At 43.6% G+C, this 16,547-nt stretch carries 18 protein-coding genes; 4 read left to right on the top strand and 14 right to left on the bottom strand.

What is annotated here, in order from left to right:
- Positions 1 to 2 precede the first annotated feature (2 nt).
- The 3 genes from NST59_RS02310 to NST59_RS02300 all read right to left on the bottom strand — a co-directional run bounded on the left by NST59_RS02310 (position 3) and on the right by NST59_RS02300 (position 4,024).
- Positions 3 to 2,090 carry a BglG family transcription antiterminator gene (locus NST59_RS02310; protein WP_144490742.1) on the bottom strand — a complete coding sequence of 696 codons (2,088 nt, stop codon included), beginning with the start codon at positions 2,088 to 2,090 and terminating at the stop codon, positions 3 to 5.
- 129 nt (positions 2,091 to 2,219) lie between these two features.
- The gene (locus tag NST59_RS02305; protein ID WP_144490741.1) at positions 2,220 to 3,302 is read right to left on the bottom strand and encodes a C45 family autoproteolytic acyltransferase/hydolase; all 1,083 of its coding nucleotides are present in this window, start codon (positions 3,300 to 3,302) and stop codon (positions 2,220 to 2,222) included.
- Between the two features lie 89 nt (positions 3,303 to 3,391).
- Positions 3,392 to 4,024: a GDSL-type esterase/lipase family protein gene (locus tag NST59_RS02300; protein WP_341039934.1), complete on the bottom strand. Its 633-nt coding sequence runs from the start codon at positions 4,022 to 4,024 to the stop codon at positions 3,392 to 3,394.
- Positions 4,025 to 4,430: 406 nt separating this feature from the next.
- Between NST59_RS02300 and NST59_RS02295 the strand changes: the two genes are divergently transcribed.
- A complete protein-coding gene (locus NST59_RS02295) occupies positions 4,431 to 5,066 on the top strand; it encodes an FMN-dependent NADH-azoreductase (protein WP_024720223.1) in 636 nt (211 codons plus the stop codon).
- Between the two features lie 34 nt (positions 5,067 to 5,100).
- Here NST59_RS02295 and NST59_RS02290 read toward each other — a convergent pair whose 3' ends face one another.
- From NST59_RS02290 to NST59_RS02255, 8 genes are all read right to left on the bottom strand, one after another.
- Positions 5,101 to 5,874: an IclR family transcriptional regulator gene (locus NST59_RS02290; RefSeq protein WP_216431091.1), complete on the bottom strand. Its 774-nt coding sequence runs from the start codon at positions 5,872 to 5,874 to the stop codon at positions 5,101 to 5,103.
- The gene (locus NST59_RS02285) at positions 5,858 to 6,904 is read right to left on the bottom strand and encodes a 5-oxoprolinase subunit C family protein (protein ID WP_341039931.1); all 1,047 of its coding nucleotides are present in this window, start codon (positions 6,902 to 6,904) and stop codon (positions 5,858 to 5,860) included. Before NST59_RS02285 ends, NST59_RS02290 begins: the two co-directional genes overlap by 17 nt.
- Positions 6,901 to 7,647, bottom strand: a complete 747-nt coding sequence (gene pxpB, locus NST59_RS02280) for a 5-oxoprolinase subunit PxpB (protein ID WP_341039929.1) — start codon at positions 7,645 to 7,647, stop codon at positions 6,901 to 6,903. Before pxpB ends, NST59_RS02285 begins: the two co-directional genes overlap by 4 nt.
- A gap of 18 nt (positions 7,648 to 7,665) precedes the next feature.
- A complete protein-coding gene (locus NST59_RS02275) occupies positions 7,666 to 8,457 on the bottom strand; it encodes a putative hydro-lyase (RefSeq protein ID WP_216431094.1) in 792 nt (263 codons plus the stop codon).
- 5 nt (positions 8,458 to 8,462) lie between these two features.
- The gene (locus tag NST59_RS02270) at positions 8,463 to 9,680 is read right to left on the bottom strand and encodes an NRAMP family divalent metal transporter (protein ID WP_341039922.1); all 1,218 of its coding nucleotides are present in this window, start codon (positions 9,678 to 9,680) and stop codon (positions 8,463 to 8,465) included.
- A 26-nt stretch (positions 9,681 to 9,706) separates the two neighbouring features.
- A complete protein-coding gene (locus NST59_RS02265; RefSeq protein ID WP_341039920.1) occupies positions 9,707 to 10,465 on the bottom strand; it encodes a LamB/YcsF family protein in 759 nt (252 codons plus the stop codon).
- Between the two features lie 181 nt (positions 10,466 to 10,646).
- Positions 10,647 to 11,402, bottom strand: a complete 756-nt coding sequence (locus NST59_RS02260) for a Cof-type HAD-IIB family hydrolase (protein ID WP_024425552.1) — start codon at positions 11,400 to 11,402, stop codon at positions 10,647 to 10,649.
- A 127-nt stretch (positions 11,403 to 11,529) separates the two neighbouring features.
- Entirely contained in the window at positions 11,530 to 11,796 is a 267-nt protein-coding gene (locus NST59_RS02255) for an excalibur calcium-binding domain-containing protein (RefSeq protein WP_081258476.1), read from the bottom strand.
- 184 nt (positions 11,797 to 11,980) lie between these two features.
- Between NST59_RS02255 and NST59_RS02250 the strand changes: the two genes are divergently transcribed.
- The 3 genes from NST59_RS02250 to NST59_RS02240 are packed head-to-tail and all read left to right on the top strand — an operon-like array spanning position 11,981 to position 12,936.
- Positions 11,981 to 12,358: a VOC family protein gene (locus NST59_RS02250; RefSeq protein WP_041089114.1), complete on the top strand. Its 378-nt coding sequence runs from the start codon at positions 11,981 to 11,983 to the stop codon at positions 12,356 to 12,358.
- A gap of 25 nt (positions 12,359 to 12,383) precedes the next feature.
- Positions 12,384 to 12,677: a DUF5316 family protein gene (locus NST59_RS02245; protein ID WP_058837338.1), complete on the top strand. Its 294-nt coding sequence runs from the start codon at positions 12,384 to 12,386 to the stop codon at positions 12,675 to 12,677.
- A 25-nt stretch (positions 12,678 to 12,702) separates the two neighbouring features.
- A complete protein-coding gene (locus tag NST59_RS02240; RefSeq protein ID WP_039176568.1) occupies positions 12,703 to 12,936 on the top strand; it encodes a DUF2651 family protein in 234 nt (77 codons plus the stop codon).
- 31 nt (positions 12,937 to 12,967) lie between these two features.
- On the opposite strand, the gene NST59_RS02235 is transcribed toward NST59_RS02240, so the two are convergent.
- From NST59_RS02235 to NST59_RS02225, 3 genes are all read right to left on the bottom strand, one after another.
- Positions 12,968 to 13,360, bottom strand: a complete 393-nt coding sequence (locus tag NST59_RS02235) for a RidA family protein (protein ID WP_039176565.1) — start codon at positions 13,358 to 13,360, stop codon at positions 12,968 to 12,970.
- Between the two features lie 215 nt (positions 13,361 to 13,575).
- Positions 13,576 to 15,324 carry a methyl-accepting chemotaxis protein gene (locus tag NST59_RS02230; protein ID WP_144490734.1) on the bottom strand — a complete coding sequence of 583 codons (1,749 nt, stop codon included), beginning with the start codon at positions 15,322 to 15,324 and terminating at the stop codon, positions 13,576 to 13,578.
- 100 nt (positions 15,325 to 15,424) lie between these two features.
- Positions 15,425 to 16,546, bottom strand: coding sequence for a mannitol-1-phosphate 5-dehydrogenase (locus tag NST59_RS02225; RefSeq protein ID WP_144490733.1), 1,122 nt, complete (start codon positions 16,544 to 16,546; stop codon positions 15,425 to 15,427).
- Between the last annotated feature and the right edge of the window lies 1 nt (position 16,547).

Below are 16,547 nucleotides of genomic sequence, written 5' to 3'. Positions count from 1 at the left end.
ACTTACCACTTTGCCTCTTTGACAAATTGATAGAAAAGCTGATGTAATTTCTGTTCAATGTCTTCCTTTGTCCCTTGTCCATAAAGCGCCATGCTTTCTTCACTTTCAATGATGGATGAACTGATCAGACTAAACATTTCTGACCCTTCCTTGCCAAGCTCTTGCGGCGCCAGCATCATGAGCATTCGTGACATCTGCTGCTGCCCGCCATCCATGCTTTTAACCTCGTATGCTTGATCAAGATCATAAATATGAAAGATTGGTTCCTTGATGAATGCATGCTTTAAATGATAAAGAGCAAATTCAGTACCAGGTATGCCTAAGCCGCCTTGCTGTTCACGTTCCAAAAGGCCGCTCGCCACATCATCTGCATGTATGATAAGCCCTTCCTCTTCAAGCTGACGAAGCAGCTGACTGATGGTTTCATCATGCTTCGGCATCGTCTTTCTTTTTTCAATGGTAAAACGGGACAGGATGCTGCGAATCACAAACATATAATTCGTCACCTGCTCTGCAACCGTCATCATATTAACGGTTTCTTGCACTAATTCTTTGGGAGATTCTTTTGTTCTTTTTTTCTCGATGATATAAGGAATCTTCCGTTTAATATGAGCCTTCACACGCATGGCATCATCCTCGTTTAGGAGGGGGCTGACCATAATGTAATCGATATGCTCATATGGTATCGGAACGGTCGAAACAATCATGTCATAGCTCGATGCATCGATTTCCTTTAGCTCCATCAAAGAGGATAGATCGAATTTGGCGATCTCCGGCAATTCTTTTTTCAACCGGGAGGCGAGCATTTTTGAGGAACCGATTCCGCTTGAGCAAACAACCAGCGCATGAATTTTTATTTCTTCTTTTTTGATTTCAAGCACTGAACCAAAGTGAAGCACAATAAAGGCGATTTCATCCTCTGGAAATTCAATCTCAGGAAAGAAGCGATCGACTCCTTCTTCAATCGCCATAAACAGCAAAAAGTAGTCTTTTTTAATTTGTTGTGTGAGCGGATTATAGATTCTCATCTTTTCCTTTAGACGGTTCATGGCAGGTTCGAGATGAGACACGAGTCCCTCATACAATGAATCATTTTCATTGAGATGATAGCCGGTTTTATTTGAAATAAAATCAATGAGCTTTTTCGTTCTCAGCGCGATATCCAGCTCGATTTCATCAATACGGTATTCTGCCCCAAAGCTGCGATTTGCACTGCGAAGGTGGATGGTCATATATCCGACCTCCGCTTCAGGGATCTCCACATTAAACATGCGTTCAAGCGCTCTTGCCATTCGGAGTGATGATTCAAACTCCTTCGTCCGCTTTAATTCCAGCAGCTCTTCCTCTTCCATTCGAATGGTTTCCCCAAGCTGAATACGTTCGATGGCATAGGTCAAGTGAACAACAAGTGCAATATAGGCACTATCAGATAAGGAGAGTGACAGCCGATCCTTCAAATGAAAGAGCAGTCTTTCTACCTTAAGCAGCTGTCCTCTGCTGACAACGCCAAACACCTTTTCCGTCGCTTTCGTTCGATGTTTGATATTCATTTCAATCGTTTCTAAAAACAATTGAATGTCGAGCCGGTCGACAATGAGATTGCCGACAATTTTCCGTTTTGCTTCCTCCGGCCCTTTTAATTCAATGCCGTACCCGCGCTTGCGGATAAGCTGCAAACCGTATGGAGCAATCCACTCCGTCAGTTCATCTAAATCATAGCTAATCGTCGCATTTGTTACCTGCAAGTCAGCTGCGAGGGTGTACAATTTCACCGGTTCCTTCGCTTCAAGCAGCGCACATAGGATTAAGAGCTTTCGTTCGTCCGAGCTGTATTCAATTTGATCCTCACTTGACATATGAGCAAGAAGCCGCTGTTTATCCTCCTGTTCGCCAACTGCCTTTAAGCCTTTTCCCGGCTGTTTATCTAATGAAAGATGATAATCTTTCAAAATTGGTTTAATAGATTTTAGTTCTCTATGGATCGTTCTTGTACTCACCTGAACAGAATCGGCTATCTCACGAATGGTGACATAACGATTTTGCTGAATGATGTATTTAATGACTTTCTGTTCTCGTGCCGTTATGTACATGAAATGCCTCCTTCTGTATAAATAGGTCTATTGTCACACCTTAATATAAAACGCTTTCAACGAGCGATGCAATCTTAAGTTGATCTGAATTTGGCACAGCGACTGTGACAAAATATAAACAAGGGATCATTAGACACTCCTCCAAAATGACGGTCCATAATCCTTTTGATGAAATTGAACCTTTTGTTCATGGAAAGGCAGTGAACCCCCAGCTTTTAAAGAATAAGTCGGATTGTACACTGGAGAGCCAAAGCAATAATCGATTGTGCCTTCTTCCGGACGGAACATGACGGTTCGCATCGTTCCAAACAGCTCTTCATAATTGTGCACAGTTAGACCATCAGGATATTCTGTCTGAAACAGCTTCACAAGAGAATCATTTGATCGTTGTTCTTTTAAAGCCTCCATTAACATATCGTATCTGACAATAGAATGATGTTTGGTCATCCCTTTTACTGTTTGATCAGCTACCGGATGATTCGTTGCGGCAATATAACCTGTCTCCGGTCTTCTCACCCTTTTTTGACCATCGATGATTTCAATCACAGCCGCCTCTCCTTTTCGATCCGCAAGCATGATATGAACATTTGAGGCAACGGGCATTTCCTGGATTGAGCGAATGGCTTCCTCGACCGTTTGGCAGGATTCCAGAACAGAGCGAATCACATGATACACCTGCAAACCGGCGACTGCTGGAGGCTTTAAACCGGGTTCATTGCCAACCGGCGGACCGCAAGCGGAGAAAGTCACAGCAAGACCATGCTCATTCATTCCATCAGATCTGCCAAACAACAGCAGCGACGAACCTGTATGACATGCCGATTCTTTTACATGTGTCGTCACAAGACGCATATCATCAAAAATCGGGGAGAAATCATAGTTACGAAGCATGACCGTTTGTTGACCGGCTGCCATATTCCCCTGCCTCACACAATGGGAACAGCCTGGCTGAAGATGCGATGAATAGAAAAAGGGCAAATAACGCTCATCTAATTGCATTTCATCACAAAACCCAGCAATCTCTTCATCTAATTGAGGAAGAAAAGGACGGATCAGCTGCTTCGTTTCCTTCACAGCCTGTTGTGTTACCGGTTCTGTTCGAATATATTGTGTCTGCAGCAGCGGGTTCTCCTTCAGCCAGAGAGCCTGCTGTTTTCCTACTTCATAAGCCGTTCCTGTCGTTTTTTGAAAAAACGCATTGATCTCCTCCATGCCTGCACACCTCTTTCGCCTTCGTTTCTTTTATCATATCGAAACCGTCATTTATTGAAAAGGATGAAAAAAACTGCAATCCCACCGGATTACAGCTGTTTACAATATTGTTGATACAATGCTTCTGCCATTGCATCATACCCCTTAGGATTCGGGTGAAATTGATCAATCGATAAGTAAGCTCTTTCATGTCCTTCAAACGCGCGATACACATCCACAACTTCTACATGCGGATTCGCAGCAAGCAAACGAAGTTGTTGATTATATTGCTGAAGCCAACGCCCGGCTATTGGTATTTGTGGAAAAGGATTATATAAATTCATGAGATATACGCAATAGGGCTCATGCTGCCCTCTTTTGATCTGAGCAATTTCGTGAATCATCTTGCTAAAATTCGCCTGGCAATGCATGACCGCTTGCAGCAGTTTCTTTTCATCTTCACCTTCTTCATACTGCTGAACAGCTTGAACAAGGTCATTCCCACAGCCTGTGATGGTGATGATGTCAGCAGCTGCAATGGCACGTCTCACCTCAGACCGTTTGAAGAGCTGTAAAATCTGATCGGTCGTTAACCCTGACTTTGCAAATACAGACAGCTCGACCGGTGCATGCGTCTTTTTTTCAAGCAGCCATCGAAACCGCTGAGTAAATCCTCCGCCAAATAAACGTGCCCCCACCCCAACTGTTAAGGAATCTCCAATCGCAACATAGGATCGTCCCACTCTTATCCCTCACTCTCTCCTGCCTTCTCTTATATATACGAATTTGGAGAACAGATGCTTGTAGCAGATGACTTAGGGGCATCCATCTTTTTTTGAGCTGGAGCGCCTTTACAAACTCTTTACTTGCGGTATTGAACGATTTTTTGTTCAATAAGAGTAGGTTTTTTGCGCTGAAATCTGCGTGTTTATGCGTTCCAGAAAAATTTACAAACTTTTTATCTTGATTTCGAGACTTTATATCTTGACTTCAAACTACAATGTGATTACAATGAAAATATCAGTTTTTATGTAACTGTGCTTGTTACATCTTTTTCATAGCATTCCAATATGATTAAAGATGCCACATATTCAGCGTACCTTTGGGATACGCTAAAAAAATAACCGAAACAGAAAGGATTGAATGAACATGGCAAAAGTTTTATACATCACTGCACATCCGCATGATGAAACAGTTTCTTACAGTATGGCTACTGCTAAGGCATTTATCGAATCTTATAAGGAAGCAAACCCAAGTGACGAGGTTGTACATATCGATTTGTACAAAGAAAACATTCCTCACATTGATGCAGATGTATTTGCTGGCTGGGGCAAACTTCAATCTGGTGCTGGCTTCGATACACTTTCAGCTGAAGAGCAAGCAAAAGTTGCTCGCCTAAACGAATTAAGTGATCAATTCGTTTCTGCTGACAAATATGTATTTGTTTCACCACTTTGGAACTTCTCATTCCCACCAGTTCTTAAAGCATACATCGACTCTGTTGCTGTAGCTGGTAAAACATTCAAATACACTGAGCAAGGTCCTGTTGGTTTATTAACAGACAAAAAAGCTCTTCACATCCAAGCACGTGGTGGATACTACACTGAAGGTCCTGCTGCTGAACTTGAAGCAGGTCACCGTTACCTTGGTACAATTGCGAACTTCTTCGGAATTCCTTCTTTCGAAGGTCTTATCGTTGAAGGTCACAATGCTGAGCCTGCGAAAGCAGAGCAAATTAAAGCAGATGCAATCGAACGTGCAAAAGCTTTAGGAAAAACTTTCTAATAACTGCACGCAAAAAAGCCAATGATCTTGACGGTCATTGGCTTTTTATTTGTTCGGACGAAAAGCCTAATTCTCTCGAAATATCACTGGCGGCTTTTTTCACCTGTTGAATTAAGTAAGGCAGGCGTTCTTTTTGATAGCCCGCTTCAAATCCTGCAATGCTAATACCTGCTGCCACTTCCCCCAGATGATTGAAAATAGGAGCTCCAATCGCTGCTGTATAGTTTTCAAGCTCAGAATAGCTTAGCGTATATCCCCGCACATTTGATTCTTCGAGCATGTTTCTTAGAACCTCTTTATCTGTAATAGTCCCAATTCCGATCTTCCCCAGCTCAATTGAGTCAATATAGGCAAGTCTTTCACTCTCTGGCAAAAAGGAAAGAATACTTCTCGCACAGGCACCCGCATATAGGGGGGAACGTCTACCGACGGCGGTGTAGAGACGAACAGGCTGCGTACCTTCTATCTTTTCCACGTAAATGGCTTCGTCACCCTCGCGAACAATGAGCTGTACAGCTTCTCCCACTTCATCCCGTAAGCTTTCCATAAATGGTCTCGCAATCCTCCGAATATCAAGGCGGTCCGCCACAAGCTGACCGTATTCAAGGAACATTAAGCCTAATCGATAAGCACCTGTTTCTTGCTTTTCTAACAGCCCCATATCGGCTAAAGAGGTCGCCATGCGATGGACAGATGTTTTCGGCATACCAGATAGCTCGATCATTTCATTTAATGTTAATTGATCGTGAGCAATAAACAGCCGCAAAATCTCCATTGATTTCACAACCGTTTTATTTGTGTTTTGCATCTTCTTCACCTTTTCTAAACGAGAATGCTTCCAGCTTGATTCTTGCGGTAAGCTCCCTCAGTTCTGCTTCTTGCTTAAATAACGCCTGCTCTGCATCCCGATGATCTATTTGTTCAAAATACAGCTTTGCTCCAGGCATCGCCTGTGCAATAAGCGGCAAATCTACAGTCGCTACTTCTCCAATACGCGGGTATCCGCCTGTCGTTTGCCGATCTGCCAGCAGAATAATCGGCTGGCCATCGGGTGGGATTTGAATAGATCCAAAGGCGACAGCTTCTGAGATCAATTCCAGCTTTTCTTTTAAATGAACCGGCTCCCCCTTCAGCCGGCAGCCCATACGATCTGATTGGGGTGTGACCTGATAAGGCTGCTCAAAAAATGCGGTTTGAGATGTTTCTTGAAAATGAGAAAAATGCCTGCCTGCCAGCACACGAATCACTGGCGATTTCCGCAGCGGCAAAAAATAAGCGTGACTCACTGTCCAATCTGGAGCGCCGTATCCCGACTGATTCACTTTATTTTTTAGCCTATCAAACAAATGATCCGCTACGATAGACGGCTCTCCAATGGGCAGAACGTCGCCTTTTTCAAGCGGTCGTCCTTTCAGTCCACCGATCCCTGCTCTTACATAAGTGCTTTTGCTCTGCATGAGTGGCTCCACATCAAATCCACCTGCCACAGCAAGATAAACGCGGCAGCCTCTCTTACAAAGACCAAAGGTGATCGTGCTTCCTGATCGGACAAAGAGCGGCTTCCATAAAGGTGCCCGCTCTCCGTCAATATCAATCTCTACATCAGCACCAGTGACTGCAATGAGCTGATCCTTCTCACATGTGAGCACAGGCCCCGGCCCCATCAACGTGACTTCCAGTACGGCTTCGTTTTCTTGGTTGCCAGTGAGAATGTTGGCGATTCTAAGTGAGAGCGGGTCCATGCCGCCGCTCGTTAAGACGCCATACTTTTGATAGCCTTGCCGCCCTTTATCTTGAATGGTTGTGTACATCCCTGGTTTGATGACATGAATACTCAACGCTCTGCCTCCTTCATGCTGAAAAATTCCTTGTCAGACATTTGGACAAATCTGACCTCATCCCCTGCTTTCAATAGACTCGGAATTTCCTCGTCTGGGCGAAAAAGTGGCAGCGGGGTTTGTCCAATGAGCTGCCAACCCCCTGGTGTGGAAATTGGATAAACGCCTGTCTGCTTTCCCGCAATACCCACAGACCCTTTTGGAATCGACATTCTTGGTGTTTGTCTGCGCGGAGCTGCAATTTTTTCAGAAAGTCCGCCTAAAAACGGAAACCCGGGGGCAAACCCAATCATATAGACAAGATACTTACCGGCAGTGTGAATACGCACGACTTCCTCTGGCGTTAAACCATTGATACGGGCAACCTCTTCTAAATCAGGGCCCAGCGCTCCCCCGTAACAGACTGGAATGTCCACAATGCGGCGCTTTACCTGAACTCCCTCCTGCCATTTGTCTTCAAGAAGTTGTTCAATATAGCCTTTGACCCATTCGTACGGAGACAGATCATGTTTTTGAAGCTGGGCCGATAGATGAACGGTATAAGGCTCGTAAAAAACAGTCACGTTTGTAAAGGCTTGAACCGCTTCTACATAACCTTCAAATGGGTGCTGTTCAATACATGCAAACAGCTGCTCAACACGTGCATGAATCTCCTCATGTATGTCAGCTCCAGCTTGGATGACGATCGCTGCATCTCCCAGCGGGTGGTAGGTGATGAAATCTTTTATCGTTGAAAAAGCCACTTGAGGACACCTCTCTTTCTACAGTACACCGAGCTTTTGATCTCTTCGATCTGTGATGAACATATGCCCGGGTGCATGAGTGATCGCAATGTCGGGTTTTGTATGCATGACAATGGCTTGCGGCGTCACACCACATGCCCAAAACACCGGGACTTCTCCTTCTTTGATCACAGATGGTTCTCCAAAGTCAGGCTGGTTCACATCGGAAATACCAATCACCGCTGGGTCCCCTATATGAATTGGACCGCCATGGACTGATGGAAATCGAGACGTCACTTGAACACTTCTTGTGACCTGATGCGCCGGAATGGGTCTCATGCTGACCACCATTGGGCCATGAAAGACTCCTGCTTTTTCACAAGCTATATTCGTTTGATACATGGGTACGTTATGACCGTCTTCAATATGGCGGACAGGAATGTCATTCAGCATAAGCGCGTGCTCAAACGTAAAACTGCATCCAATGAGAAAGGCAACCATATCATCCTCCCAATAAGCAGTGATATCTGTAACCTCTTCTTCAAGAATCCCTTTTCGGTAAATACGGTACTTAGGAAAGTCCCTACGAATATCCGCTTGAGGCGCCGACCGTCTTGGCACTGGATCACCTGGGTCCAGTACATCAAGCAAGGGACATGCAGCCGGATTCCGCTGACAAAATAAAAGAAAATCAAAGGCAAGTTCCTTTTTGACAATCATTAAATTGGCTTGAGCAAACCCCTCAGCAAAGCCAGCCGTTGGTCCTGTGATCTTTTTTTCGCGAATCAATTCTCGAATTTGTGAAGGTTCATATGTTTGGTAAGTATTCATCTGAATCAGCTCCATAGTTTCGGGATTTCATTGATGATGGTATAACCGCCCATTATCGCCATGATGACCACAACAAATGCACCAGACACTGTCAAAAAGAAAGGATGGCGATAATCTCCGACAATGTCTTTCTTATAAGCCGCAACAAGCAATGTGCCAAGGGCGAGCGGCAAAATCAATGCATTGATCGCTCCAACTAATATCAAGATGTTCACAGGTCTTCCGATCGTGATAAAACAAAGGGTTGAAAGAGCAATAAAACCAATGATAATGCCACGCTGGTTTTGCTCAATTTTTGGTGAGAAGGTTTTGAAGAAAGAAACAGATGTGTATGCTGCTCCAATGACGGATGTAATCGCCGCAGCCCACATAATAATCCCGAACATTTTATATCCGATATTTCCTGAAGCTAATTGAAAAACAGATGCAGGCGGGTTGGATGGATCTATCTGCAAGCCTTTTGAAACAACTCCTAATGTGGCAAGAAAGAGTGCTACACGCATGACAGAAGTAATTAAGACACCGAAAATAGAGCTTTTCGTCACTTGCGGCAGTGCTTCCTTCCCCTTAATACCTGCATCCAGCAAGCGATGCCCGCCAGCAAAGACGATATAGCCACCTACTGTTCCGCCCACAAGTGTCACAATGGATAAAATATCAATCTTCTCTGGGACAAATGTTCTCACCGCCGCTTCTCCAACTGGCGGCGCTGTTGAAATCGCCACATACAGCATCAGGCCAATCATGACAAAGCCTGCTGCCTGTGTGAAACGATCCATCGCTTTCCCAGCCTCTTTAATTACAAAGATGAGAATGGCAATCACAGCACTGATCCCTGCGCCAATTCGCGGATCGACACCGAAGATCACCTGAAAACCAAGACCAGCCCCAGCGATATTTCCGATGTTAAAGGCAAGTCCTCCAATAACAATCAAAAAGGCGAGCACATACCCGAGACCCGGGAGCACCATATTTGCAATATCCTGACCTCGTTTTTCTGACACGGCAATGATGCGCCATACATTTGTTTGTGCAAAAATATCTAATAAAATTGAGATCAAAATGACAAATCCAAAGCTAGCCGCAAGCTGCTGTGTGAAGACGGTCGTTTGTGTTAAAAATCCCGGTCCAATTGCGGACGTCGCCATTAAAAAGGCAGCGCCCATCAGCATAGACCGATTCCCCTTTGGTGCCTTCATGTGTTTGACTTTCTCTGTTTTCATGCTGTTTCCCCCTTTGATGACGATTTTTATTGAAAGGCCTTGAGATGGATGCCGGCTTCTTTTAGCTTTGCTGTAATGGTTTTTGCAAATTGAAGCGCATGGCTGCCGTCTCCGTGAATGCAGATCGTATCTGCTTTGAGCTCGATATCTTCCCCTTGAACTGTACGAACCTTGCCTTCTCGCGCCATACGAACAACCTGCTGGACGGCCCGTTCATCCTCTTCAATGAGTGCATGTGGTTCGCGGCGCGATGTCAGCGTCCCGTCTGTTTGATACGTCCGATCAGAAAAAACTTCATGTGCCACTTGCAGACCTATCCGTTCACCTGCTAATGCTAGTTCACTCCCTGACAGACCAAATAACACAAGGTTTGGATCCACATCATACACAGCCTTCGCAATTGATTCAGATAATTCAGTATTTTTAGCCGCCATGTTGTAGAGGGCTCCGTGTGGTTTGACATGCTGCATTGTGCCGCCCTCGGCCTTGAGAAAGGCTGATAGAGCACCAATTTGATAGATGACAAGATCATAGGCTTCCTCTGCGGAGATAGCCATTGGACGTCTGCCAAAGCCGGCCAAATCTTGCAAACCAGGATGTGCACCAATTTTGACCCCTTTACCCAGTGCCATTCTGACTGTCTTTCTCATAACCGTTGGATCTCCTGCATGAAAACCGCAAGCAATGTTGGCTGAGGTGACATATTCTAAGATTTGTTCGTCTGCACCGATTGTGTATTGACCAAAGCTTTCTCCCAAATCACAGTTGATATCCACTTGATACATAGAAACCCTCCTTGTTGTTCCGAAATACGGAATATAAAGTCCGAATATTCGAATTTATACTGATTATACCAACTTTGCATAGACTGCACATGAAATTGGCAGAAAACATAACAATAGAACTAGAGAAAACAAAAAAAGCGAGAGGCAAAGTCCTCTCACTTTTTCTTGTATGAAATGCATTCTATTTAGACAGCACCCAATGTTGGATAGCTTTTGCAACGCCATGTTCTGTATTAGGAGCTGTAATCCAATCAGCGGCCTCTTTCACCACTTCCTGCGCATTTCCCATGGCAATGCCTAATCCGGCCTCTTGAATCATCGCCATATCATTGAGACTGTCGCCAAGTGACATGACGTTATCCATCGTACAGCCAATGCGTTCTGCTACTTTTGCAAGAGCTGCCGCTTTGTTAATGCCGGCTGCATTGACTTCGATATTCGTTGGACTTGAGTTTGTGATTTCTAGATGCTTATTTGTTTTCAATGTATTGAGGACTTCCTCACGAACGTCATCATCATGAATATCAAAGCCAAATTTCAGCCATTCATGGTCATGAATTCGTTCTGGAAATTCACCTCTCCACACCTTATCCACAGTCGAAGCCCAGTAATCGGTTTCGTACCTATTTTTTAAATCCCACATCATTTGGACGTGATCAGGATGCAGCAGATCTCGTTCGATCAGCTGGAAGTTTGAATCCCAGATCTCACTTCCGTTTGCTGTCACAAGGTAAGAAGATAACTTGAGCGGCTCAACCAGCTCTCGGCATGTCATCAGTGTCCGCCCTGTGCTAATGACCACATGGACCCCTTTTGCTTCAGCTTCTTTAATCGCTTGTTTATTTTCCTCTGGAATGATGTGCTCACTGTTTAACAGCGTGCCATCCATATCAATGGCAATCAATCGGATGTCTTTCTTATGAGCTTGTGTTGACAAATTGAGTACCCCACTTTGTATCGATTTTTGAAACTATCTTTATTTTAATATAAAGATGAAGCTGGCACAAAGGGACGAGTTTGATCCCATAGAAAAAAGACCTTGTGACAGGTCTTTTCACAGGTGCTTAGCGTTCACACGCAATGCCGTCTTTATCGCGGTCAAGCCGCATATTTTTTTGATAAAGTGCTTTTGATACATAAGGCTTGTACTTTGTTTTTCCGCCTTTGTTTTTCGTGTTTTTGCTTTTTGCTACGCCGCCTTTATATACTTTGTTCAGCGCTTTGCAGTTTTTGTACTTTACTGTCTTTGCATCTGCTGTGTAGGAGTCGACTTGTGTAAAGCTTATTAAAAGACCTAAAGACAAGACAGCTACCATGATTTTTTTCAACATGTAAAATCCCCCTATTTTTTCTAATTTTACATTTTTATCATATGTCACCACTTTTTGTTTTTCAAGACTATTGAGCTAATTATTTTGATTTTTTTGGTATGAAATACACCTTATATCCTATATGGTACAATGAGTGGGAAACCTTTCCGTTTTTGACACGTATATGAAGAGAGGAGTTTTTCACATGAAAATGAAATATACCATTCTATATGTAAACGATGTTGAGGCAAGTATTCATTTCTATCAACATGTTCTTGGTTTCCCAATAAAATTGAGGGTTGAATCTTATGTTGAGTTTGACACTGGAGACGTGACGTTATCGATTAATTCACGCCAGGATGTCAAAGAGGCACTCGGATTGCCTGTCCCAGAAGCAAATCAAGCGTCTCAAACGTTTGAGATTGGCTTTGTTGTGGATGATGTGGATCAAACAATTGCTTCAATGAAAGATAAAGGGGTTCCGATCATCAAGGAACCTGCAAAAAAACCATGGGGTCAAACAGTCGCTTATGTGTCTGATCCTGATGGTCATTTCATTGAAATATGTGATGCGATCTCCTAATTGTTTTTGAAGGGAGTGAACCAAAATGAGAAAAAAACATGTTTTTTTCGTCGGTGTTTGCTCAATGATTGTGATTTGCAGCGCCGCTATCCTGTTGCAGCACCTTGAATGGATTGGGTTTATCAGTGGCGGAATCTCTATTATTGGGGTCGTGATGTCTGGGGTGCTAATGGGTGCTTGGACAAGTGGAGAAGAGACACGAGCAGCCTATCATTCTGAAACAAAAGAACACCGCTTGTGGCGCCTTGATACGGCTTTTCTTTTGATCATTTTTGCACTTCCGCACATGGCTGCGTCGGTCTTTTATGTTTTGATGTAAACACTTGTTAAAAGGAGTTAGTCGTATGGCTGTTTTTATTTTATTCATTGTATTTGGCTTCCCCATTATCTCTGTGCTGATTGGTATTTTCGGTACGCTCCTTTTGAAGAATGTTTGGATGCCTACTTTGATTGTGCTGTTAGCGAGCATGATCTTCATGTTCACCTATATTGGCGGGAATGAATCTTTTCTCATTTGGGTTATTGTCTATACCGTCTTTACATTCTTTGCTGGATGGATTACAAAGCGGCTCAAGTAAAAAAGAACAGCATCGCTGTTCTTTTTTTAAATCATATATCCGCACACCATAGTTCAATTTCAATTTTTAGCTCAGGCCATCCTAAAGCTGATACATACGCAACCGTCATTGATGGGTAAGCTGTTTTGAAAATCGTATCCCACTGAGGATATAGATGATCCCAGTCTATTTCTTCTGTTGCCCATATATTGACCTTGATCACATGTTCTTCATTCAATCCCTCTGATTCAAGGATTTTTTTGATATTTTCAAACGTATTCGTTACTTGGTCGTTTAAGCTTGATGGGATCTGCCCATCTATATCTGTCCCTACCTGACCCGATGTAACAAATAATCCCGCACCCTTTGGCACCCTTGTAATATGACTGTAGTTACCAACAGGTTTCGGCATACTTTCTGGGTTTTTTCTCGTTATTTTTTCCATGTTATGTCCCTCACTCACGTTTATTTTTCTGCTAGTTTCTTCGTTTTGTAGACAGACTTCACCAATTTCTATCTACCTTCAAAGAAAACAGCAGTGGAGTATCCATAGCCACAAGGTAAGAACATCAATATCTTCTTTTTCATGACTGAAACACTCCTTTTGTTTGCGTGAGCAAGGTTTTGATTAACTTCATAGTACCACATAGTCAAAATGAATTATAGACGATAACGCGCAATGTCCTGATTCAATCGCATGCTAAGTTCATTGAGTCTTTCTGCTGCTTTTGCCACATTAGAGATGGCTGTCACTTGTTCGTCTGTGGATGCAGTGATTTCTTCGATCGCCGCTGCATTTTCTTGAGAAACATGTGCTGCGCCGTGCATGGCTTTTGTGATAAGGTCGTTTTGCTCCAGCAGTGTATTCAGCTCTTTTGCCATCGCGTTTGTTTCAACGATGGTTTGTGAAATCAATGTAGAGATGGCATTGAATTCGTGTTCTGTTGCATGCACCGCTTCATCCAGCTCGGCAAAACGATCCATTGTGTTAGACATGATACCAGCTGTTGTTGTCGTTTCTTCTTTAATGCCTTGGATCATTTGCTGAATTTGAACAGCTGATTGTTTTGTCTGCTCAGCTAAATTCCGCACTTCACTCGCCACAACTGAGAAGCCTTTGCCGTGCTCTCCTGCACGTGCTGCTTCAATGCTGGCATTCAGTGCCAGTAAATTGGTCTCATTTGAAATGCTTTCAATCGTATCTGTGATTTGAGAAATATCCTGTACTTTTGTACTTAACTGCTCGATTCCTGCTCTAATGCCTTGAGACGCCTGAATCGATTGTTCATTCGATTGTTTTAATTGCTGTACGATTTGCTGACCCTGCTGTGATGATTGACTTGATTGGTCAGAAATCCGTTTAATTTGATCACTCTGTTCTTTCACATTCTCAATAGATTGATTAAACTGGGTCATTTGTTGATTGGCTACTTCAAGATCGGATGCTTGATGAAGTGTTCCAGTCGAAATGTCTCCGATGGCTCGTCCAATTTCTTCACTGCTGGCTGAGGTTTCTTCAGATATCGCCGATAAATCTGTCGCTGATTCAACAAGCTGACTGCTCGTTTCCTGTAAACCGCTCACCAGTGTTCTGAGCTCTCCTGACATATGGTTAAAGCCTTTTGCCAGCTGTCCGATTTCATCCGTTGTTTCCTTTAAGCTCGTGCGTTCAATATTCCCCGCCGCAATTTCCTTTGAAGCAGCAGTGACTTGCTTGAGCAGTCTGACTTTTCCTCGGGCAGCTAAATAAAAGACGCCTAAACTCAGAAGGGCGACACCCGCTGTAATGAGAATAATATAGAGCTTCATCTGCTCTAATTCTTTATAAAATTCGTCCTGGAAGACAGCGATGCCTACACTCCAATTCCACTGTGTAAACTGGCTCATATAGGCAAGCTTTTCCTTTTCTTCGCCGGTTGCATCGTCCTTATCCATATAGGTCACATAGTGTGCATCCTCATCTTTTGCATTGGCGCCGGCGACCATTTTTTGACGATTGGTCGTGTTATCTGGAATGACGCCGATGTCGTTGACCGGATGGACCTGGGTTGAGTAGTCAGTGCCATATGCGATCAGATAGCCTTTATTTTTATAGATAAAATCTGATTTTTGAGATTGGTATCCCTTCCCGTTGTCATTTTTTGGTCCGCTCAAGTAAAGGCGGGCCTGTTCTTGCGCCTGCTCAAGCGTCAGTTCTTTTTTCTCCACACGGTCATTCAACTGTTCAAGTGTGGCCATCGCTCCGCTGACGATGTGCTTTAAATCTGCTTTCCCCGCATCAATTAATACATGTTTCGCTAACAAATATCCCGTTGTTCCAACAAGTCCGCCCGTTAAAATCGTGATCACGATAATGGCAGACATTAATTGAAAAAAGACACTTCTTGACGCAAACGCTCTCTTTTTCATAAACAAATTCCCCCTTACTTTATATATCGTCAAGCAGGGAAAAGTATTAAAAAAGGCATAGAAAAAAATCCCTTTCGCACATTGGAAAGGGATGTTCAAATTATCGAGTTGCTTCTTTAATAATGGCTTGATAAAGATCGTCTGTTGGCGAGAGTCCACATACCTCTTCCAGCACACCTTCAATGCATTTTTCTTTTCGTAATGCCTGTAGACGAACAGCTTCTTCGTCTTCAGTAAAGTCGTAAGCCAAAGCTGCCACGATGCCTTTAACTAAATACTGTGGCTGTTTGATCTTTTTCGCTGGACCGATTAAACGGTCATCTGCTCCGAGCTTTCTAAGTGGAGAGCGTGCGACACGGGTGACTTCATCCGAGATAAAGGCATTTTCAAATCGTTTGATGATTTTTTGAATATACGCATCATGTTCTTCTTTTTGAAAGCCATATGTGTCGATCAAATAACTGCCTGTTTCGTGAAGTGCACCTTCGACCACTTGACGAATCTCTTGTGTATCGACAGCTTCTTTAATCGTTTGCACGCCTTTCTCGTACCCGACATAAGCAGCTAGTGCATGTCCTGTGTTGACAGTAAAGAGCTTACGCTCAATAAATGGCGTCAAATCTTGTACAAAGGTCGCTCCGTCAATCTGAGGAACGTCTCCAATAAAACCTGTCTCATCAATCACCCACTCGAAAAATGGCTCGACTGATACTTTCAATATGTCCTCATGGTGCTGCATTGGGACAATGCGATCAACCGCAGCGTTTGGAAAACCAACTGTGTGTGACAGCGCTTCTTGTTCATCAGCTGTTAAATGAGAGAAAACGGCTTTCTTTAAATGAGAGCTGCCGCCAATCATATTTTCACATGCCACAATGTTGATGATATGATCAGGCTTTTTCTGTTTTAAACCTTCAGCAATCGACGAAGCAATGATGTTCAAAACGGCTGGTCCAACAGCTGTTGTAATGAGATCAGCTGTTGCAATCGCCTCTATTAAAGCGGCTGGATCTTTTGCGGAATTGATGGCTGACACAGGACCGACTACTTCTTGCTGCTGCCCTGGTGCTGCGAGTTCAACCGTGTATTCTCCTTTTTCATTCAGCTCGTTGATGACCGCTTCATTTACATCGGTAAAAACGAGCTCAAATCCTGATGCTTTTAACAAAGATCCGATAAACCCTCTGCCAATATTTCCTGCTCCAAAATGAAGTGCCTTCATG

This window comes from Bacillus sp. FSL R5-0439 (genome assembly GCF_038008805.1).
Lineage (GTDB): Bacteria > Bacillota > Bacilli > Bacillales > Bacillaceae > Bacillus > Bacillus safensis.
This window is presented reverse-complemented; position numbering and strand designations above follow the sequence as displayed.

Coding starts and splice junctions, on each gene's coding strand:
- NST59_RS02310 (WP_144490742.1), bottom strand. CDS start 2,090: ATGTACATAACGGCACGAGAACAGAAAGTCATTAAATACATCATTCAG.
- NST59_RS02305 (WP_144490741.1), bottom strand. CDS start 3,302: ATGGAGGAGATCAATGCGTTTTTTCAAAAAACGACAGGAACGGCTTAT.
- NST59_RS02295 (WP_024720223.1), top strand. CDS start 4,431: ATGGCAAAAGTTTTATACATCACTGCACATCCGCATGATGAAACAGTT.
- NST59_RS02290 (WP_216431091.1), bottom strand. CDS start 5,874: ATGCAAAACACAAATAAAACGGTTGTGAAATCAATGGAGATTTTGCGG.
- NST59_RS02275 (WP_216431094.1), bottom strand. CDS start 8,457: ATGAATACTTACCAAACATATGAACCTTCACAAATTCGAGAATTGATT.
- NST59_RS02270 (WP_341039922.1), bottom strand. CDS start 9,680: ATGAAAACAGAGAAAGTCAAACACATGAAGGCACCAAAGGGGAATCGG.
- NST59_RS02265 (WP_341039920.1), bottom strand. CDS start 10,465: ATGTATCAAGTGGATATCAACTGTGATTTGGGAGAAAGCTTTGGTCAA.
- NST59_RS02255 (WP_081258476.1), bottom strand. CDS start 11,796: ATGTTGAAAAAAATCATGGTAGCTGTCTTGTCTTTAGGTCTTTTAATA.
- NST59_RS02250 (WP_041089114.1), top strand. CDS start 11,981: ATGAAAATGAAATATACCATTCTATATGTAAACGATGTTGAGGCAAGT.
- NST59_RS02245 (WP_058837338.1), top strand. CDS start 12,384: ATGAGAAAAAAACATGTTTTTTTCGTCGGTGTTTGCTCAATGATTGTG.
- NST59_RS02240 (WP_039176568.1), top strand. CDS start 12,703: ATGGCTGTTTTTATTTTATTCATTGTATTTGGCTTCCCCATTATCTCT.
- NST59_RS02235 (WP_039176565.1), bottom strand. CDS start 13,360: ATGGAAAAAATAACGAGAAAAAACCCAGAAAGTATGCCGAAACCTGTT.
- NST59_RS02230 (WP_144490734.1), bottom strand. CDS start 15,324: ATGAAAAAGAGAGCGTTTGCGTCAAGAAGTGTCTTTTTTCAATTAATG.
- NST59_RS02225 (WP_144490733.1), bottom strand. CDS start 16,546: ATGAAGGCACTTCATTTTGGAGCAGGAAATATTGGCAGAGGGTTTATC.